The sequence below is a fragment of the Arthrobacter sp. NPDC058127 genome (assembly GCF_042884555.1).
GTDB lineage: Bacteria > Actinomycetota > Actinomycetes > Actinomycetales > Micrococcaceae > Arthrobacter.
On record NZ_JBHVTT010000008.1, the window covers coordinates 165,676 to 181,011 of the forward strand.

Consider the following 15,336-nt stretch of genomic DNA (forward strand, 5'->3'; position numbering starts at 1 on the left):
GCGGTCGAACTCTTGACCACCGTCACACGAAACCGCAATCAGCCAGATGAGCAAAGGCCGTCACCACGCATTACGTGGTGGCCGCCTTGCCTTAGCCCCTGTTCGGCTGCGGCGGTGCGAACCGCTGGAGTGGGGCTCGGAAGCGCTGATACATGGGCGTCTCGACCTAAGTGTCGATGCTCGCCATATTGGGGTAGCGGGATCCCGCAGCGGACCCAGCCGGGGCCAGTTCGTCCAGGCGCTTCAGGTCTTCTTCGGAGAGCACGACGGCGGTGGCCCCAAGGTTCTCTGCCAGTCGTTCGCGCTTCTTGGTGCCCGGGATCGGGACGATGTGTTCGCCCTGTGCCAACAGCCACGCGAGGGCCAGCTGCCCTGGTGTGCATTTTTTCTGGTCGGCAAGTTCCTTCGCCCGGTCCACCAGCTCCAGGTTGCGCTTGAAGTTCTCGCCTTGGAACCTAGGGGAGTGCCGCCGGTAGTCGTTCTCGGCGAAGTCCGCCTCACTGCGCAGCTGCCCGGTCAGGAAGCCGCGGCCCAACGGGCTGTAGGGAACGAATCCGATGCCCAGTTGGGCAAGCACCGGAAAGACCTTCGTTTCGGGCTCCCGCTCCCAGAGGGAGTATTCGGTCTGCAACGCGGTGATGGGATGCACGGCATGGGCGCGGCGGATGGTGTCCGGCGCGGCCTCGGACAGGCCCAGATGCCGGACCTTCCCGGCCTGGACCAGTTCGGCCATGGCGCCCACGGTGTCTTCGATGGGGACGGTCTTGTCCACCCGGTGCTGGTAGTACAGGTCGATGTGGTCCACGCCGAGGCGTTGCAGGCTCGCGTCGCAGGCGGAGCGAACGTATTCGGGCCTGCCGTTTACGCGCAGGAAGGAGCCGTCCTCGCGGCGTTCGTTTCCGAATTTCGTGGCCAGAACGACGTCGTCACGGCGGCCGGCGAAGGCCTTGCCGATGAGCTTTTCGTTGGTGAAGGGCCCGTACATGTCGGCAGTGTCCAACAGGCTACCGCCGGCGTCGAGGAAGGCGTTGATGGTGGCGAGGGACTCGCGGTCGTCCCCTTCGCCGTAAAACTCACTCATGCCCATGCAGCCGAGGCCGAGGGCAGAAACGGTCAATGAACCAAGCGTGCGGTTTTCCATGGGTTCTCTCCTGTAGGTGGCAGAACGTGCTGGACGGCAGGACGGTGCTCAGAGAGGGGTACGGGTAGGGCCACTATAGGCACGTACCTCTAGAGCGGACAACAGAAGCGTGGGTGCCCCGACAACCTTCTGTCCAAGCATCATGTGACAAGCGACCATTTGATTCCACTTGTAGTCTGTGCCCAACTTCTACGAAAGGCTGGGCATGGGCGGTTGGGTGGACGTCGCACAAATTATTAGTGCCTTGGCAACGGCGCTTGCATTGTTCTTCGTGGCCAGGGCCACACGCCATTCGAGGCAGACGGTGGAGGAATCGCAGCGGATGCGGAGGCTGGAGACTGAGCGTGACGATAGGGCAATCGTTGCTGCGGAACGTCATCAGGCGTCACGAGTCGCGTGCTGGCCAGTAAAAGGCGAAATTGACGGCAAAATTCAATGGGGGATTGAGCTGGTCAATTCAGGTGATGCGCCGGTTTTCAGTCTTTCGGTCGAACGAGCACAAGGCGCTGCACGGAACGGCACTCCGATCCCGGAAATTCGAGCATCGGCAAAAATCCTTCCGCCGGGCCGATATTTTTTCAGCGAGCTCAAGAGGTGGCCGATTTATGTCGAGAGGCAACGGGTGTTGGAGCCTGTGCCGGGCAACTCTGGCTACATGCCGGCCATCGAGTTCATGGACAGCGACGGACGATTCTGGGTTCGAGGTGTTGACGGCAAGCTTAAACAGACGACGGCGACGCCCAGCTAACCATGAAAGCGGCACCAGTCTCCCGGGTCAATGGAGCATCCTGTTCGTCGCGCCCAAAGCCCGATGCATTGGTTGGAACCATTTGTCACTTGATGTCCCAAACGAGAATGTGAGACTGCCCGCGGTAGATTGCTCTCAGGTTCGTTGCTGGCCGTATGGCCGTGGCGCAGGACGAAGGGGCACAGATGACCGTCGCTGAAGCATTCAAGGCAATCTCGGACGACGAGGCGCGTTCGCATTTGGAGCGCTATTTCGGACTCGGCGAGTGGACGGGCAATGAGTATGCTGGGTCGCATTTCGATTCCTTCGGCGTCAATGGGAAGGTCGCGTTCACCTCAGATGATCTGATCTCCGTCTCTTGTCTTTCGGTGCATGTTCCGGCACCTGCAGCACTGGGGATCCTTGGTCATTGCTCAGCAGAAATCACAGCCCTTCTGGAAAGGATTCCAAACGACGTAGCGCTTCAAGATATCCCGCTCGATGAACACGACACGTACTTTGGAGAAGACAGCCCTTGTTTGCTCCTTTGGCGACTTTTGCGGGCGCAGGATGCACAGCGCTGGGGAGTCGGTGCCACAACTGCAAGCAAGCTCATAGCCCGGAAACGCCCAGCCCTCGTCCCGATCTACGATTCCGTCGTTGCCAGGGTGACGGGCTTCAAAGACTCGACTGGTACGTGGAGAGCTTGGCATGAGGCATTCGCAACTGATCTCGAATTGCTTGGACGGTTGGAGGCCTTGCGCTCGACCATTGGGCGGGATGACCTATCCCTCCTGCGAATCCTCGATATCGTGCTTTGGATGCACGGTAGCCAAGGCGCCGAGATCCTTGAAAACGTCGAACAGGAGGTCGGTTAGCCATGTCGGTTGGCGACTCGCAGGCGGCGTTTAGGGCTGCTGCGGCCTTGGACGGCATCCAACTTGAACCGGCGAAGGCGCCTTGGATCAATCAACGTGGACACTTCGGGCTCCCGGAGCGAGCGGTCATTGCAGCAGCACCATTGGATGACATTTTTGCGGATCTGGGCGGTCAAACAGATGTGTACAAATCAAAAAGGACAACTGCTCTGCAAGGCGACTTCTATCACGAGCACTCAAGGACCTTTATCGAAATCGACGAAATCCAACATTTCACAACCTTTCGTCTTCGGACGCTCGAGCGGTATCCGGGGAGCATCCCCCTCGGATTTCACCTTGAGGAGTATTTAGCATTGTGCAGACAACACGCTCCTCGGGCCGACAAGTACAGGGTCACCAAGGAAGCCGTTGGCTTCGGCCCGAAAGGGCGGCAACGCCAGCGCGCGTATTACGACGCACTTCGCGATCTCGTCGTTCCGTGTATGGGACATCCACCCCTCATCCGGATCCCAATTCTCGACGGCGATGGCGCCGCTGGCTACGCAGCGAACCGTGATTTGGTCCGATCAGCGCTTGGCTAGGCGGGAGACCCCGGGCGCGGGATGAAGCCCGGTGTCGAAACTTCACCCTCGTCCTGAGTTGGCGGCCTTTCCCGGAACCGGTCTGTCGCTCTTCTGAGTTGAGACTGTAACCGGGGACGAGCGGCAGTCGTTGGGTCACGGTGCTGGCACTTTGGCGCGCGACCCCACGCACGAACAGTTTGGGCATGTCACTCAGTAAATTGGTGTTGGAACAGGACATGCCGTCCGGGTAATTCGACCGGCAAAAGGGAATAGGAATAGGGAAATGGGCGAAACCTCGTTGCGTGCTGCGAACGTCAATCTGATGGTGGGGCGGTGACGGCCCGGCTGCGCGTCTGCCTGCCCGATCAGAAACTCCTGGACGCGATGGAACCTTCCGCCGACGTCGAGTTCGTGGCGTGGGACCTGACTGGTCCCGCCCCGGCGGACCAATTCGACCTGCTGGTACCGCCTTACATGGGCCGGCCAGACGCGCTCACGGCGTTGGATGGCGTGACGGTCCGGCTCGTGCAGAGCCAGTCGATTGGGTACGACGGCGTCGCTGACGTCTTGCCCTCGGGTTGCGTTTTCGCCAACGCGGCAGGAGTCCATGAGACGTCGACTGCGGAACTCGCCTTGGGCATGATGATCGCCAGCCAGCGCGGGGTTCCGGACTTTGTGCGTAACCAGGCGTCCGGCACCTGGGCCAACGGCCAGCGCCCCAGCTTAGCGGACCGCCGCGTTCTCCTGGTCGGCTACGGGGGAGTGGGCAAGGCCATTGAAGCCCGGCTGCTGCCGTTCGAAACGCACGTGACGCGGATGGCAAGCCGAGAACGGGACGATGAACAGGGCCAGATCCTCAGCATCGATGCCCTGTATGAGCAGTTGCCGCTGCACGAGATCGTGGTGGTCAGCGTTCCTCTGTCCGAGCAAACCCGTGGGCTGGTGGACGCTCGGTTCCTCGCCGCCATGCCGGACGGCGCGTTGTTGGTGAACGTTGCGCGGGGCCCGGTAGTGGACACGGAGGCGCTGCTTCGGGAGACGTCTTCGGGACGGCTACGTGCTGCTTTGGATGTGACCGACCCGGAACCGTTGCCGGCCGGCCATCCCTTGTGGACTGTCCCTGGTGTGCTGATCACGCCCCATGTGGGCGGCGCAAGCTCAGCCATGTTCCCACGGATGGTTCGCCTGATTCAGAAGCAGATTTCGTTGCTGCTGGCTGGTCAGGTGCCGGTGAACGTGGTGCTGGGTATGGAGTCAGTGGGCGAGTCGCGGGTTGAGCGTACCGGAGGAGCGTAGGTATTCGGGCCTGCCGTTGACGCCCATGAAGGAACCGACCTCGCGGCGTTCGTCGCCGAACTTCGTGGCCAGTACGACCTCGGAGCGACGGGCGGCGCCTACCAGACGCTGCCCACTGTGTCCGTTCCGCCCTCCGTTCGGGATACTTCATCTACGCGAAAGGCGAGGAACGCCCGGAAATTCACGAAATTATTGGTTACAATGTCCGCATCCACTGCCATACCGTCGAACTTGACCACACCCGGATTCGCTCTTTCGGCAGATGGGCGGGATTGCGCTCAAGATCCATCAAGATGCCGAATCACCTGCCTCCAGGATCTCCGGCACCCCGCAGTACGGGAAGCCCGGACCGCCGTGTTTGCGTCGGGGCAGCTTGGCAGAAGCCAAGGCGATCTCTTGACGGGCTATCCTGGGCAGATGGCCGCAAACGGGGGAACCGATAAAGAAAATTTCGACGCGAAGCTGCGGCGCGAGGCGATGGCATGGCTGACCGTACGCACCAATGATGGCGAAGAGTGGCTCACCCGAGAGGACATCCAAGATTTCACTCTGGATGGGGAGCCAAGAAGACTTCAGGCTACTCAGACGGGGATTTGGAAACCGCGTGATCTTCGGGCTGCACTTTCGATCCAAACCGTTTACAGGGCCCCGGGCAGGGAACGCCCGTACAACGATGAAGTGGGGCAGGACGGACTCCTTCGTTACGCATGGCGAGGAGATGATCCAGAGCACCCGGACAATCGCGCATTACGATCCGCTATGGACCAACAGCTACCTCTTATCTGGTTCTTTGGTGTCGGGATGGGGCCTGCAGCTTTTCAACCAGTCTTCCCTGTCTATCTTCTTTGGGAAGAGCCTGAACGCAAGCAATTTGTCATCGATCCAAACGTCGGCAGAGGCCTTGTCACCAAGGAGAGTCCGATCGAGGAGCACCTCCGTCGTTATCTCACCGTGGAAACCAAACGGCGCTTGCATCAACCTGTATTTCGCTCGACTGTACTTCGCGCCTACAAGACCCGGTGTGCAGTGTGCGCGTTGGCCCACCGCGAATTGCTCGATGCCGCGCATATCGTTCCCGACTCCACAGAACTGGGTATTGCTTCTGTCGTAAACGGTATGGCGCTATGTAAGATCCACCACGCTGCTTTTGACGCACACATTCTGGGAATTCGTCCAGACTTCATAGTGGAGGTTCGAGACGACATCTTGACTGAAGTCGATGGCCCAATGTTGACGTACGGGATCCAAGCCAGGCACGGTCAACGTCTCATGGAGCTTCCTCAAAACCGTCGCGAGTACCCAAGCCAGGAATTACTTGAGCACGCATATGAGGCTTTCAGGAGTGCCTGAAGGCTTGTTTCGGAAGTTCACATTGCACCCATTGCGCTACCGGCGTCTGGACATGCAGCGTGACTAGCGCCTGAGTCTGGCCAGCTTGGTTCAGACCGCTGTTACTAAGGTAGCCCTGATCCCAAGAAATTCTTTCGTCTATCCTTCCGGGCTGCCGGAGGTATTGATCGCTCCATAGTCCCAGTTGTGCTCTTTGCCTGAGTAGCTCCCAGGCTTAAGCAGAGGAAATGGGCTCAACTCGGATTACTTTTGGGATCACTGCGACAAAGCGTTCGGCAGAGTCTGCCTGCTGCTCAACGTCCTCCACCGTCAGGTCGAGGGGGAAAGACGCGAAGTCCCGATGCATTAATTCGTTCCGCGTCCTGCCCAGGGTCAAGAAGTCCTTTACTGAGGTAGCAAGCCACTCATGAGATTCAAGCTGACTTTTGAAGTTTAACGCGCACTCCTCTCCAAACAATTTCATGAAATACGTGGCTGTGTTCTCCTTCCACGCGAACAAAGTGTGGTACTGACGTGAAAGAGCCTTGTTCACGACGAAAAGTGTAGCTGAATCGTAAGTAGTGACCTCCTTATAAAAGTCCTCAATGTGCCTTGTGATCTCAGCTTCGAATCTACTTGCCGTAGCCACAACAAGAATTTTGGGTAGATCAGTCTGGTAGACGTTGAGCAGCGACCACTCCTTGGCAGCCTGAAGCTGCTGCCTAATCTCGACGCGCTCGCGAAAGAAAGGTGACATCGACACCGGCAGGATCCTACCAAGCTCCAAACAAATGTTGGCGAGCTAGTTTGATCCTTTCGCCGACATTCTTAGTGTCTGTTGTCTTGTCTGAGGTAGCCGAAACAAAACCTGGGTCCTCCATCAGTGTGCGGAGGGTCACCTCGTTCAAGACGCTGCCTCCTCCTCCCTGCCAGTAGGCCGCGTAGATCGCCTCGAAAACAGGAACACTGAAACGTCCAGAAATCAGGAATACGGACCGATCAACCTTCGATACGTCCGCGATGAAGCCTTCAAAAAACCTTGCCCGCGAATCGACATCGGTTCTGTCGTACTTACGCGTTCGGTCCGCATATCTATTAAGGAAGCGCACCATGGAAGGCTTGTAAGATCCCGAATCGTCCGCCATCGCAAGAGCTCGAAGAATGATCTCGATGTCTTTGAGTTTCGGATCCGGCGTTGCGGCGCCAATGAGCCTCCGCCAGTTCTCCGACAAGTTCAGGTCGATAATCCGCTCCATGAGCGCCGAGTCGGCGAGACTCATACGAATCTCCTGCGGTGTCAGGTTCACACCTGTGGTGTTTAGCCTATTGAAGATTTCGTACACGGCACCGCGACCCTCCGGGTTCACCTGCTTTATGATGACATTCCGCAGGGTGCGCATACCTAGCTGGATTTGTTTATCGCCAAGGGTTTCGTACTTCGCACCATGGAGAGGATTCATGGGGCTTCCATCGGGCGTGGGCAGTGCAAGCTTGAACGGTTCAAAGAGTTCGTCGTTCTGGAGGACGCTATTTGGAATCGCCCCCTGTATTCCCCAAAAATCACGCAGTCGCGGCTTCGCTGCTTTGCGTGGAAATCTTCCAACCATGAAGAAGTAGATCGACATCAACCGCTGTTGACCGTCGATGATCTGAAACGAGTTTCGCGCCTCCTCGTAGAGGAACACTTGCGGTACAGGGAGCCCGAGGATCAAGGATTCGATGAGTTTCGATGCCCGAGGCCGGTCCCAAACGAAGTTCCTTTGATACTTCGGGACCTTGACGGCGCCTGTCTCCAGGAAGTTCTGGATAGTCAGCACATTGAAATCGTTTGGCGTCGAGACCAGGTCGTACTCCGTAATCGGTACGTTCTCCGCCTCATCAGTCTCGGGGTCGAATACATCCAGTTCGAAGGGGTCGATTTCGAACGAGACAAGCGGAGATTGTTGTTCAGACAATGAAGATCCCTTGAAAGGCGTCGTATCCAGATAGCTCATAGTAGCTATTGGCGCACGTATTGGTAGCCACTACGGAGGACGAGTTCAGTGTTTTTTGCAGACTTCCGGTGCACCGGGGACAGTGGCGGCGACCCACAGCTTGATGACTTGCTGTACAAGTATGTTGGTGTTGATCTGCCACAAGCCCGCGCTGTTCCGGATCAGCAGATTCAACAGTGTGATGGGAGCCTGGTCAGGCAGGAGGCCGCCTAGGCGTCGGCCGAAGGGGGTCAGAAGCGTCACCGCAAGTGCGAATTCGAGTGCCAAGACGGACCATGTTAGAAACCTCACCGTGGCTTCGTTTTCGAGGAGTCGTGCAAGTGGGACTCCGACGGGATCGGAGAGGCCGAACACGCCCAAGGCGGTGTAATAGAGGTTGTTCCCCGTTGCCCACTCGGTCTGCGCGGTCTTTTCGATGCAAGACTGCAAATACACGATTGATACCTGAATTTTGACGCCGACCTCGTATCCTGCGTCTTCATGGGAACCGTCATCCAGTCCGGCGGCTGCACCGGCGTCGTCGTAGCCACCGGGGCCCGCGCCGAATTCGGCCGTATCGCGCTGGGCCTGGGGGAACGGCAGCCCCAGACCGAATTCCAGCTGGGGCTGAAGCGGTTCTCGTTCCTGCTTTTGCAGGTGGCTATCGGGCTCACCACGCTGATCTTCATCGCGAACCTGCTGCTGCAGCGCCCGCTCATCGAGTCGCTGCTGTTCTCCTTGGCAATCGCCGTCGGCATCACGCCGCAGCTGCTGCCCGCCGTCGTAAGCACCAGCCTCGCTACCCGCCGCGCCGCGCGCTTCAGCACGCCGGTGGTCGCGGTTGTGCCCGGGCGACCTGTGCGCAGAGGACGCAAGGTGACGGTCTAGGTTCGGGTGAACCACGCTTCTACAACTACCGAGACCTGCCACTCCAACGCTCCTCGGCAAATCTCGGGACCCTACGGTGCTGCGAGGATTTCGATGAGCGCCAGGTCCCAGCGATCAGTGGTGGGGGCGGTGTCGTTGATGGTGACCACGGTGCCGCTCGTGGTTGTTGGTGCCGTTTGGCGCTGCAGCCAATAGGTATCGCCCGCCGGGGGGAGGTATTGGTCAACAAGGGTCTGGGCCGGCCCGACGGTTCGGGCCAGCGGAGCGTTCCAGTCAGTTCCAACTCCCCAAACCCATGATCCGGCGCGGGTGGTGGTGAGGCTGGCGCTCGGGGCTCCGCTGGCGGCGCTGCCTCCGGCTGTAGCGCCTTGGGCGGTGTCGGCATTGTTGAACGCCACGACCGTCATCGCTGACTGCCACGCGCCCGAGTTTTGGGTTGCCGTAATGGTGGCGTTGGTGAGCGGGCCGGGAGCCACAGCCTGCCATATTTCGGCCGTGCCGGCCTGGGCATTGGTTCGCTGGCGGAGCGTCCAGGACAGGCCGGCGCCGCTGACTGATCGTATGGATGCGGTCCCTCCGCTGCTGGGACCGTCAGAGCTGATGAAGGCAAGTATTAGCTGGTTGCTTCCGGTGGTTGTGAGACCGGCGACGCTGACTGTGGCGGCGTTGGTGCCCTGATGGGCGGTCACGAGCTTGTCGACGGTGATGGTCCGCGCGCCAGACGCTGTGGCCGTGGCGGTGTTCGAGGGAGGACTGACATTGCCGGCCGCATCCTGCGCCGTGACGGTGTAGCTGTAGGTGGTGCCGGCGATGACTGTTCCGTCGACGAACGAGGTGCTTGTGGCGGTGCCAATGGGTGCCCCGTTGCGGGAAATGTTGTAGCGGGTGACGCCGACGTTGTCGGTGCTGGCGTTCCAGGCCAAGGAGATTTGGCCGGAACCGGCAACAGCGGTGAGGTTTGCGGGCGCGGTTGGCGCGGTCGTATCGGCCGACACCACGGCTTGGGATTCATTCGAGGATGGGCTCAGATTCGATGCGCCGTCTTCTGCTTTCACCCGGTAATAGTAGGTACCCACAGCCAGGCCCGCGTCATGGTAAGTGGTGGTTGATCCGTTCACCTGCGCGATTTGGTTTGCAGGCCCGGGCGTGAAGCCGGACGTCGTCGAGCGGTAGATGTCATATTTGGCGACGCCGACGTTGTCGGTCGATGCGGTCCAGCTCAAGTCCACCTGCCCGACGCTGCCCACAGCTGACAGGTTGGAGGGGGCGGTGGGGGCGATTGTGTCCTCGAACGGAGCGGGGAAGCGGACCATGGATGCCACCGAGGGCACACCGTTGCCGTCGATGATGGAAAGCATGTAATAGCCCGGCGGGGCGTAGTTGCCATTTGACGGCATCTGAACGTTCAATCCGCCGGAAGCTTGGGAGAAGGGCAGCGATAACGCGCGGGTGTTTTGATCGAAGGAGTGGGTCACCGAACCGGTGCGAATAAGGGAGACAGACCGGATATCCGCTGCGTTCGGAGTCTGGACAAAGGTACTGGCGTTGTATTGGACGGTGGCCGGAACTGAACCCATCGTCGGTCGGGCACCCTTGAACAGGTACGACGGCGAGTAGATCTGATAGCTCTTTTGGTCCGTCACGCCCGTGTCACCGCCGCTGCCCGAGACGAAGACCCGGCCGTCGGGCAGGAGCAGTGCCGTGGAGTGGTAGAGGCGTGGCGCCGTCAACGCTGCCACAGTGGTCCACGTGCCCGTCGCAGGATTCCAGATCTCGGCTGGCTTGACGGCATTGGCGTCGTCGTGGCCGGACCTGTCGGTGCCGCCTCCCGTGGCCAGGACCGTACCATCGGGCAGGTTGGTCAGGTTTACGAAGCTGCGGGGATACTGCATTGACGCGGTCGGCTGCCACGTCGGGTTCGGAGTGTTCATGTCAAGGGTGAATGCAGTGTTTGATGACAAGCCCGAGAATCCACCATCCGAGGAAGACCCGGCCTTCATGAATTTGCCGGGGGCGTAGTTGGTGATGGACGCGCCATCAATCACGCGGCTATCAATGGTGCTCCACTGTTGTGTCGCGACGTTCAGGGCGAGCGTCGACGTCGCCTGCTCAGAGGCGCCGGCCTGAAGCACACGCCCGTCCGGGAGTTGGTACATGAAGGGGTAGTACGGGATGTTCTTGCTGGCCGTGGCCAGGTCGCTCCAGGCGTTCTGCTGACTGTCATAGATCTCAGGAATTTGGACGATGTCTGTGGAACTGGTGTTCGCCCCCGAGGTCACCAGTACCCGGCCATCGCCCAAGGTAGTGCCCGTGGGGTACCACCGGGGGTAGTGCATGGGCGTAAGCACCTGCCAAGCCTCGGTGCCCGGATTGAAAGCGTCGACATTTCGAATACCCAGTCCGCCGCTGGTAGCTGTTCCACCGACGACCAGGATCCGCCCGTCGGGAAGTACCGCCTGCCCGGAGCAGAACAGGTCGGCGGCAGCGTTCGGCACCTGGATGTAGCTGCCCGTGACAGGGTCCAGGAGATACTGCTGGCCTCCCTGCGTGAAGTCACCCTGGTACGTCAGGACCTTGCCGGTATTGGTCAAGGCCGCGTGGATGGAAACCTCGGGCCAGGCCTGGACGGGTCCCCAGGAGCCGACGACGGCGGGGTCGCCGCCGGAGTTGCTCACCGTTACAGTCACTGGACTCGCGGTCGCGGTGTTGCCGGCAGCGTCCCGGGCGACGGCCGAGAGTGTGTGGCTGCCGTTGGCGACGGCGGTGGTGTCCCACTGAACCGAGTAGGGCGACGCCGTGGCCTCTGCCGATAGATTGGTGCCGTCGAGCGTGAACTGGACCCCGACAACACCCTGATTGTCGCTGGCGCTCGCAGTGACGGCTATCGTGCCGGTGACGGTGGAACCATTGGCCGGGCTCGTGAGACTGACGGTGGGAGGCATAGTGTCCGACGTTCCCGCGGGCAGGATCTCGACTGTCGACAGATTCCACATGTCGGTGGTAGGAGCAGTGTCATTGATCGTTACGGACTGTGGCGCTGGAGATGTGCCGGCGGAGGACTGACGTTGTGTCCAGAATGTATCACCGCTGCTGGCAAGAAACTCATCGACCTTGGTCTGGCCGGTCCCGACGGTGCGGGTCGTGGCCGTGCTCCAGTCATTGCCGACACCCCAGACCCAGGAGCCGGTGCGGGTCGTCGTGAGTGTGGCGGAGGGAGCCCCGGTGGCTCCGCTCGCCCCCGCGACCGCTCCGTCGGTGGTGGTGTCCGCACCAGTGAAAGTGGCGACTGTTATCGAAGCCTGGTACGAACCGGTGTGCGTGGCCGTCACAGCCGCGTTGGTGAGGATGCCGCTCGCCGCGGCCTGCCAGACCTCAGCCGTGCCGTACTGAACGTTGGTCCGCTTACGCAGGCGCCAGGTGAGCCCGCCTCCGGTGACCGAAGTGAACTGCTGGGACCCGGTGGCTGCGGGGCCATCCGCGGTGACGAATGCAAGCAGTAGTTCCCCTGATTGGCTGGTGGTGAAAGTTGGTGAAACGACGGTCGTAGAAGAGGACGACTGGTGCGTGCTGACTACTTTGTCGGTCGCCAAACCGCCGGCGGCGCTGGCTGGTAGAGAGAACAGGGGCACGAAACCGAGGGCGGCAACTGTAGCGATCGAGACTAAGCGCGCAAACACGTTCCGCCGCATGATTTCCCCTGGTTTTCTCGCAGTGAACATTCGGCACGGAACCCTGACCGCCGCGTTACTTAGGTGTGCGGCCCGGAAGCTCCGGTCGGAATCACCCCACAGGAGACCGAGCGTAGCCGGTCCGAAGCCGCGACATCACGAGTGGTAACCACCTGTTAGGGCTTCTGACGCACTCTTAAGCATTTCCCGTCGGCCAGAGCAAGAGTCGCCGACTTCGCCCAGTACTTACTGACCGACCGGCCTAGTCGGCGCTACTTCTTTCTTGTCGGGGACCAAGGAACTCCTTGTTTGACCTGACTTGGAGCGGTGACGATGCTAGCTGCAGCGGGACGGCAGCCGTCTACGTGTTTCGGTCTTGAACACGTAGACGCTCCTTTTGTGACACGTAGATGGAGCCTTTATTACACGTAGACTGGCCGTTTTTGCACGTATTTTTCGTTGTCTCACCACTTAGATGGCAAATCCAGACATAGCCTTTTTACGGCGAACTGGGCGGCCCTTGCGTCTCCCAATTGCCGGAATGAAGTGATTGCTACAGCAAGCTCGCACCTGAAGGGGCGCGAACCGGACATTCCCGCCGCACAACAAAATCTGGGGGAAACGTGAAAATTAGTTCAGTATCCTTAGTTTTTTCGATCACAGCCGCTGCAATACTTTCTCTGTCAACTATTTCTCCCAGCGTGGCGGCCGAGAGCGTGCCACCGATAAGTCCGGCAATCCGCGCCATCGAAAATTCGGCACCGGGATTCATTCCGACGGCCAACGTGCGAGGATCTGCAGATTTGAACACCTCGCAGGCCAGGGCCCGAGCCGGGAACGTCTCGAACGAGCTTCCCACGAATTCTGGTGATCCCGTGGCAGTCCAGGGTTCAAGTGGGACCGTGATTAGGTTGGGGCTTCCCTTCAATGAAAAGGCCGTTGAGGGCAAGAAACAGTCGAACGGGACAGTCGTTTTTGATAATGAGAACGGAACGAGTTCCGTGCTGGTGCCTAAGGAAGGAAGGAGCGTTGCCGCGGTGACCGTCCTTTCCAACTCCTCCTCACCCAGTCGTTTCAACTACAATCTCACGGTTCCATCCGACGGCAGCGCAACCTTGAATAACCGAGGTGCCGTCGAAATCTTCGATGCCAAGGGCGCTTTCTCCGGCGCAATTGCCCCCGCCTGGGCAAAGGACTCCAAAGGCACGGTCGTGGCGACTCATTACAAAGACCCGTAACCGGGTGAACCAGGCGACCCTCCATCAGCAATGGCTCTGCCATGCCTTGGGAAAGTTCGTGATCTTCTTCGAGCCGCCACCCAACAATACTTGGGATCTGGAGGGTTGGCGCCGAGTTGTGGCCAACCCACTCGACTTCATCTGGTACCGGTGCAATTGGTAGCACGTAAAGTAAGGACGAAATGAGTAACCGAACAGCCCCCATCATCATAGGTGCCCTTGGTCTTGTAGTCTTTTCAGTCGTAACAGTGATCTGGACAGTGCGGACATTTGAGATTGACGCTGCCAATCTGACAGAGGCCACCCCACCACTGCAGGCGGCCCTCTGGCTGGGGAGCATCCTCGTGGTTGCGGGATCTATTACTTGGCTCATTGTGCTCAGAAGACGGGGACCTAAGGAGTAGCAGCCACTCGATCATTTCATCGACCAGCGCGGGTTCGCGGCTTTCGCTCGCGGAGGAGCGACGGCGGATTTGCCACTTTGCCAGTCGATAGCCCTAAATAGAACGGCTCTGAGCGGCTTTTCTTAACCGGTGACGGTGAATCGCCGGGACACCAAGAAAGATGTACCCAAACGCTATCGCCGGGTATCCGGTCCATAGCGGTCCAAGCAACTTGCGAAGCGGGCTAATGAAAATCATGGCCAGGCCTAAGAGCGCTATTGCGAGCGTCAGCAAGCCGCTCCAACCGTGAAGCATCACGTGTCGGGCTTGTTCTGCGGTTATCATTTCGCGGCTCCTATTTCTTTGGATGCAGTTGTTCACCTTGTTGTCATGTGATCTCGAATTGCTGACGTGACGTCCTCAGGACGGGCGGTTGAGACGATCCATCGGCGGTTGTTCGTTTCCAAAGCGATCGACGGCCCTCCCACCAGCAAGCCCCGGGTGTTCTTGCCCATGACCCGGAGGCCATATCCGTCAGAGAGAGATGTATCCGGGGCCGTGGTTACGGCCAAAACGTCTGAGATCGACACCTCGATTGAATAGAACGGCTTGCAGCTTAGGACGATTTTCTCGTCAGCTATCGCGATGGAGACGGTCATCCGAACCATCGTCCAGCTCAACGTGACTATGCCCGCAGTGATGAGAAGCCCGGGCAATAGGATGCCTGAGACCAGTGCAGACACGGTTAGGACAATGACTGAAGCGCCGACTATTCTCCAGATCAAGCCTTTGGAACTACCTGCCAACCTGGCTTCTGATACCACCATGTCTTTCCCCCAATTCCGGGTCTTGCTAGACCTGCCGCTCTACGATCTTCTGGAGGGACTTCCGAGCCGCCGCTGGCGCGCTTGTGAGTAGATAATCCAGGCAACTGAGCCTGCTAACGGCAACGCAAAAATCGCGACGGCAATTGCTACTTTGGCTGGAGCGGGAATCCATTTTGATGCGATGAGCGATGCAAGCGCGACGACTACCAAGACTAAATAGACGATGCCCGCAGCAGGTGTAGCCCAGCTGTCGCTGACGTCTGGGTTATCCGGATCAGTTGGGCTGAGCACGACCGACCTTCCTCGTTTGCTTCTTATAGACAAACCACGTTGCGGTCGTCAAGTTTTTGAGACAGTTTCGTTGTTTGTTTTGGTTAGGCGGCCAGGGGTTCCTGGACGCTGGTGTGGTGGTTTGCGTGGGCGGT

General features: G+C 59.3%; 15 protein-coding genes. 8 read left to right on the forward strand and 7 right to left on the reverse strand.

Annotated elements, in window-relative coordinates; genetic code table 11:
• Positions 1-166: 166 nt before the first annotated feature.
• Positions 167-1,141: an aldo/keto reductase gene (locus tag ACFVTG_RS13215; RefSeq protein ID WP_390281056.1), complete on the reverse strand. Its 975-nt coding sequence runs from the start codon at positions 1,139-1,141 to the stop codon at positions 167-169.
• A gap of 178 nt (positions 1,142-1,319) precedes the next feature.
• Between ACFVTG_RS13215 and ACFVTG_RS13220 the strand changes: the two genes are divergently transcribed.
• From ACFVTG_RS13220 to ACFVTG_RS13240, 5 genes are all read left to right on the forward strand, one after another.
• A complete protein-coding gene (locus tag ACFVTG_RS13220; RefSeq protein WP_390281058.1) occupies positions 1,320-1,889 on the forward strand; it encodes a hypothetical protein in 570 nt (189 codons plus the stop codon).
• A gap of 185 nt (positions 1,890-2,074) precedes the next feature.
• On the forward strand, positions 2,075-2,746 hold the full coding sequence (locus ACFVTG_RS13225; protein ID WP_390281060.1) for a DUF6308 family protein: 672 nt from the start codon (positions 2,075-2,077) through the stop codon (positions 2,744-2,746).
• Between the two features lie 2 nt (positions 2,747-2,748).
• Complete coding sequence (locus tag ACFVTG_RS13230; RefSeq protein ID WP_390281062.1) at positions 2,749-3,327, forward strand: hypothetical protein; 579 nt, start codon at positions 2,749-2,751, stop codon at positions 3,325-3,327.
• A gap of 315 nt (positions 3,328-3,642) precedes the next feature.
• Complete coding sequence (locus ACFVTG_RS13235; RefSeq protein WP_390281064.1) at positions 3,643-4,605, forward strand: 2-hydroxyacid dehydrogenase; 963 nt, start codon at positions 3,643-3,645, stop codon at positions 4,603-4,605.
• 417 nt (positions 4,606-5,022) lie between these two features.
• A complete protein-coding gene (locus ACFVTG_RS13240) occupies positions 5,023-5,955 on the forward strand; it encodes an HNH endonuclease (protein ID WP_390281066.1) in 933 nt (310 codons plus the stop codon).
• Between the two features lie 214 nt (positions 5,956-6,169).
• Here the strand turns inward: ACFVTG_RS13240 and ACFVTG_RS13245 are convergent, their stop codons facing one another.
• Genes ACFVTG_RS13245 through ACFVTG_RS13255 form a run of 3 tightly spaced genes read right to left on the reverse strand, consistent with a single transcriptional unit; the run spans position 6,170 to position 8,363 of the window.
• Positions 6,170-6,691 (reverse strand): HEPN domain-containing protein, encoded by a 522-nt coding sequence (locus ACFVTG_RS13245; RefSeq protein WP_390281090.1) that lies wholly within the window; start codon positions 6,689-6,691, stop codon positions 6,170-6,172.
• Positions 6,692-6,707: 16 nt separating this feature from the next.
• Positions 6,708-7,928: a DUF262 domain-containing protein gene (locus tag ACFVTG_RS13250; protein WP_390281068.1), complete on the reverse strand. Its 1,221-nt coding sequence runs from the start codon at positions 7,926-7,928 to the stop codon at positions 6,708-6,710.
• Between the two features lie 45 nt (positions 7,929-7,973).
• Entirely contained in the window at positions 7,974-8,363 is a 390-nt protein-coding gene (locus ACFVTG_RS13255; protein WP_390281070.1) for a hypothetical protein, read from the reverse strand.
• 45 nt (positions 8,364-8,408) lie between these two features.
• On the opposite strand from ACFVTG_RS13255, the gene ACFVTG_RS13260 reads away from it, so the two are divergent.
• The gene (locus tag ACFVTG_RS13260) at positions 8,409-8,795 is read left to right on the forward strand and encodes a hypothetical protein (RefSeq protein ID WP_390281072.1); all 387 of its coding nucleotides are present in this window, start codon (positions 8,409-8,411) and stop codon (positions 8,793-8,795) included.
• Positions 8,796-8,866: 71 nt separating this feature from the next.
• On the opposite strand, the gene ACFVTG_RS13265 is transcribed toward ACFVTG_RS13260, so the two are convergent.
• A complete protein-coding gene (locus ACFVTG_RS13265; protein ID WP_390281074.1) occupies positions 8,867-12,484 on the reverse strand; it encodes a galactose oxidase-like domain-containing protein in 3,618 nt (1,205 codons plus the stop codon).
• Positions 12,485-13,086: 602 nt separating this feature from the next.
• On the opposite strand from ACFVTG_RS13265, the gene ACFVTG_RS13270 reads away from it, so the two are divergent.
• Complete coding sequence (locus tag ACFVTG_RS13270) at positions 13,087-13,701, forward strand: hypothetical protein (protein ID WP_390281092.1); 615 nt, start codon at positions 13,087-13,089, stop codon at positions 13,699-13,701.
• Positions 13,610-13,864, forward strand: a complete 255-nt coding sequence (locus tag ACFVTG_RS13275) for a DUF2599 domain-containing protein (protein WP_390281076.1) — start codon at positions 13,610-13,612, stop codon at positions 13,862-13,864. The genes ACFVTG_RS13270 and ACFVTG_RS13275 overlap by 92 nt, the downstream gene beginning before the upstream one ends.
• Positions 13,865-14,461: 597 nt before the next feature.
• Here the strand turns inward: ACFVTG_RS13275 and ACFVTG_RS13280 are convergent.
• Together ACFVTG_RS13280 and ACFVTG_RS13285 are read right to left on the reverse strand one after the other, a co-directional pair.
• Positions 14,462-14,827, reverse strand: a complete 366-nt coding sequence (locus tag ACFVTG_RS13280; RefSeq protein ID WP_390281078.1) for a hypothetical protein — start codon at positions 14,825-14,827, stop codon at positions 14,462-14,464.
• A gap of 123 nt (positions 14,828-14,950) precedes the next feature.
• Positions 14,951-15,202 carry a hypothetical protein gene (locus tag ACFVTG_RS13285; RefSeq protein WP_390281080.1) on the reverse strand — a complete coding sequence of 84 codons (252 nt, stop codon included), beginning with the start codon at positions 15,200-15,202 and terminating at the stop codon, positions 14,951-14,953.
• Positions 15,203-15,336: the final 134 nt, after the last annotated feature.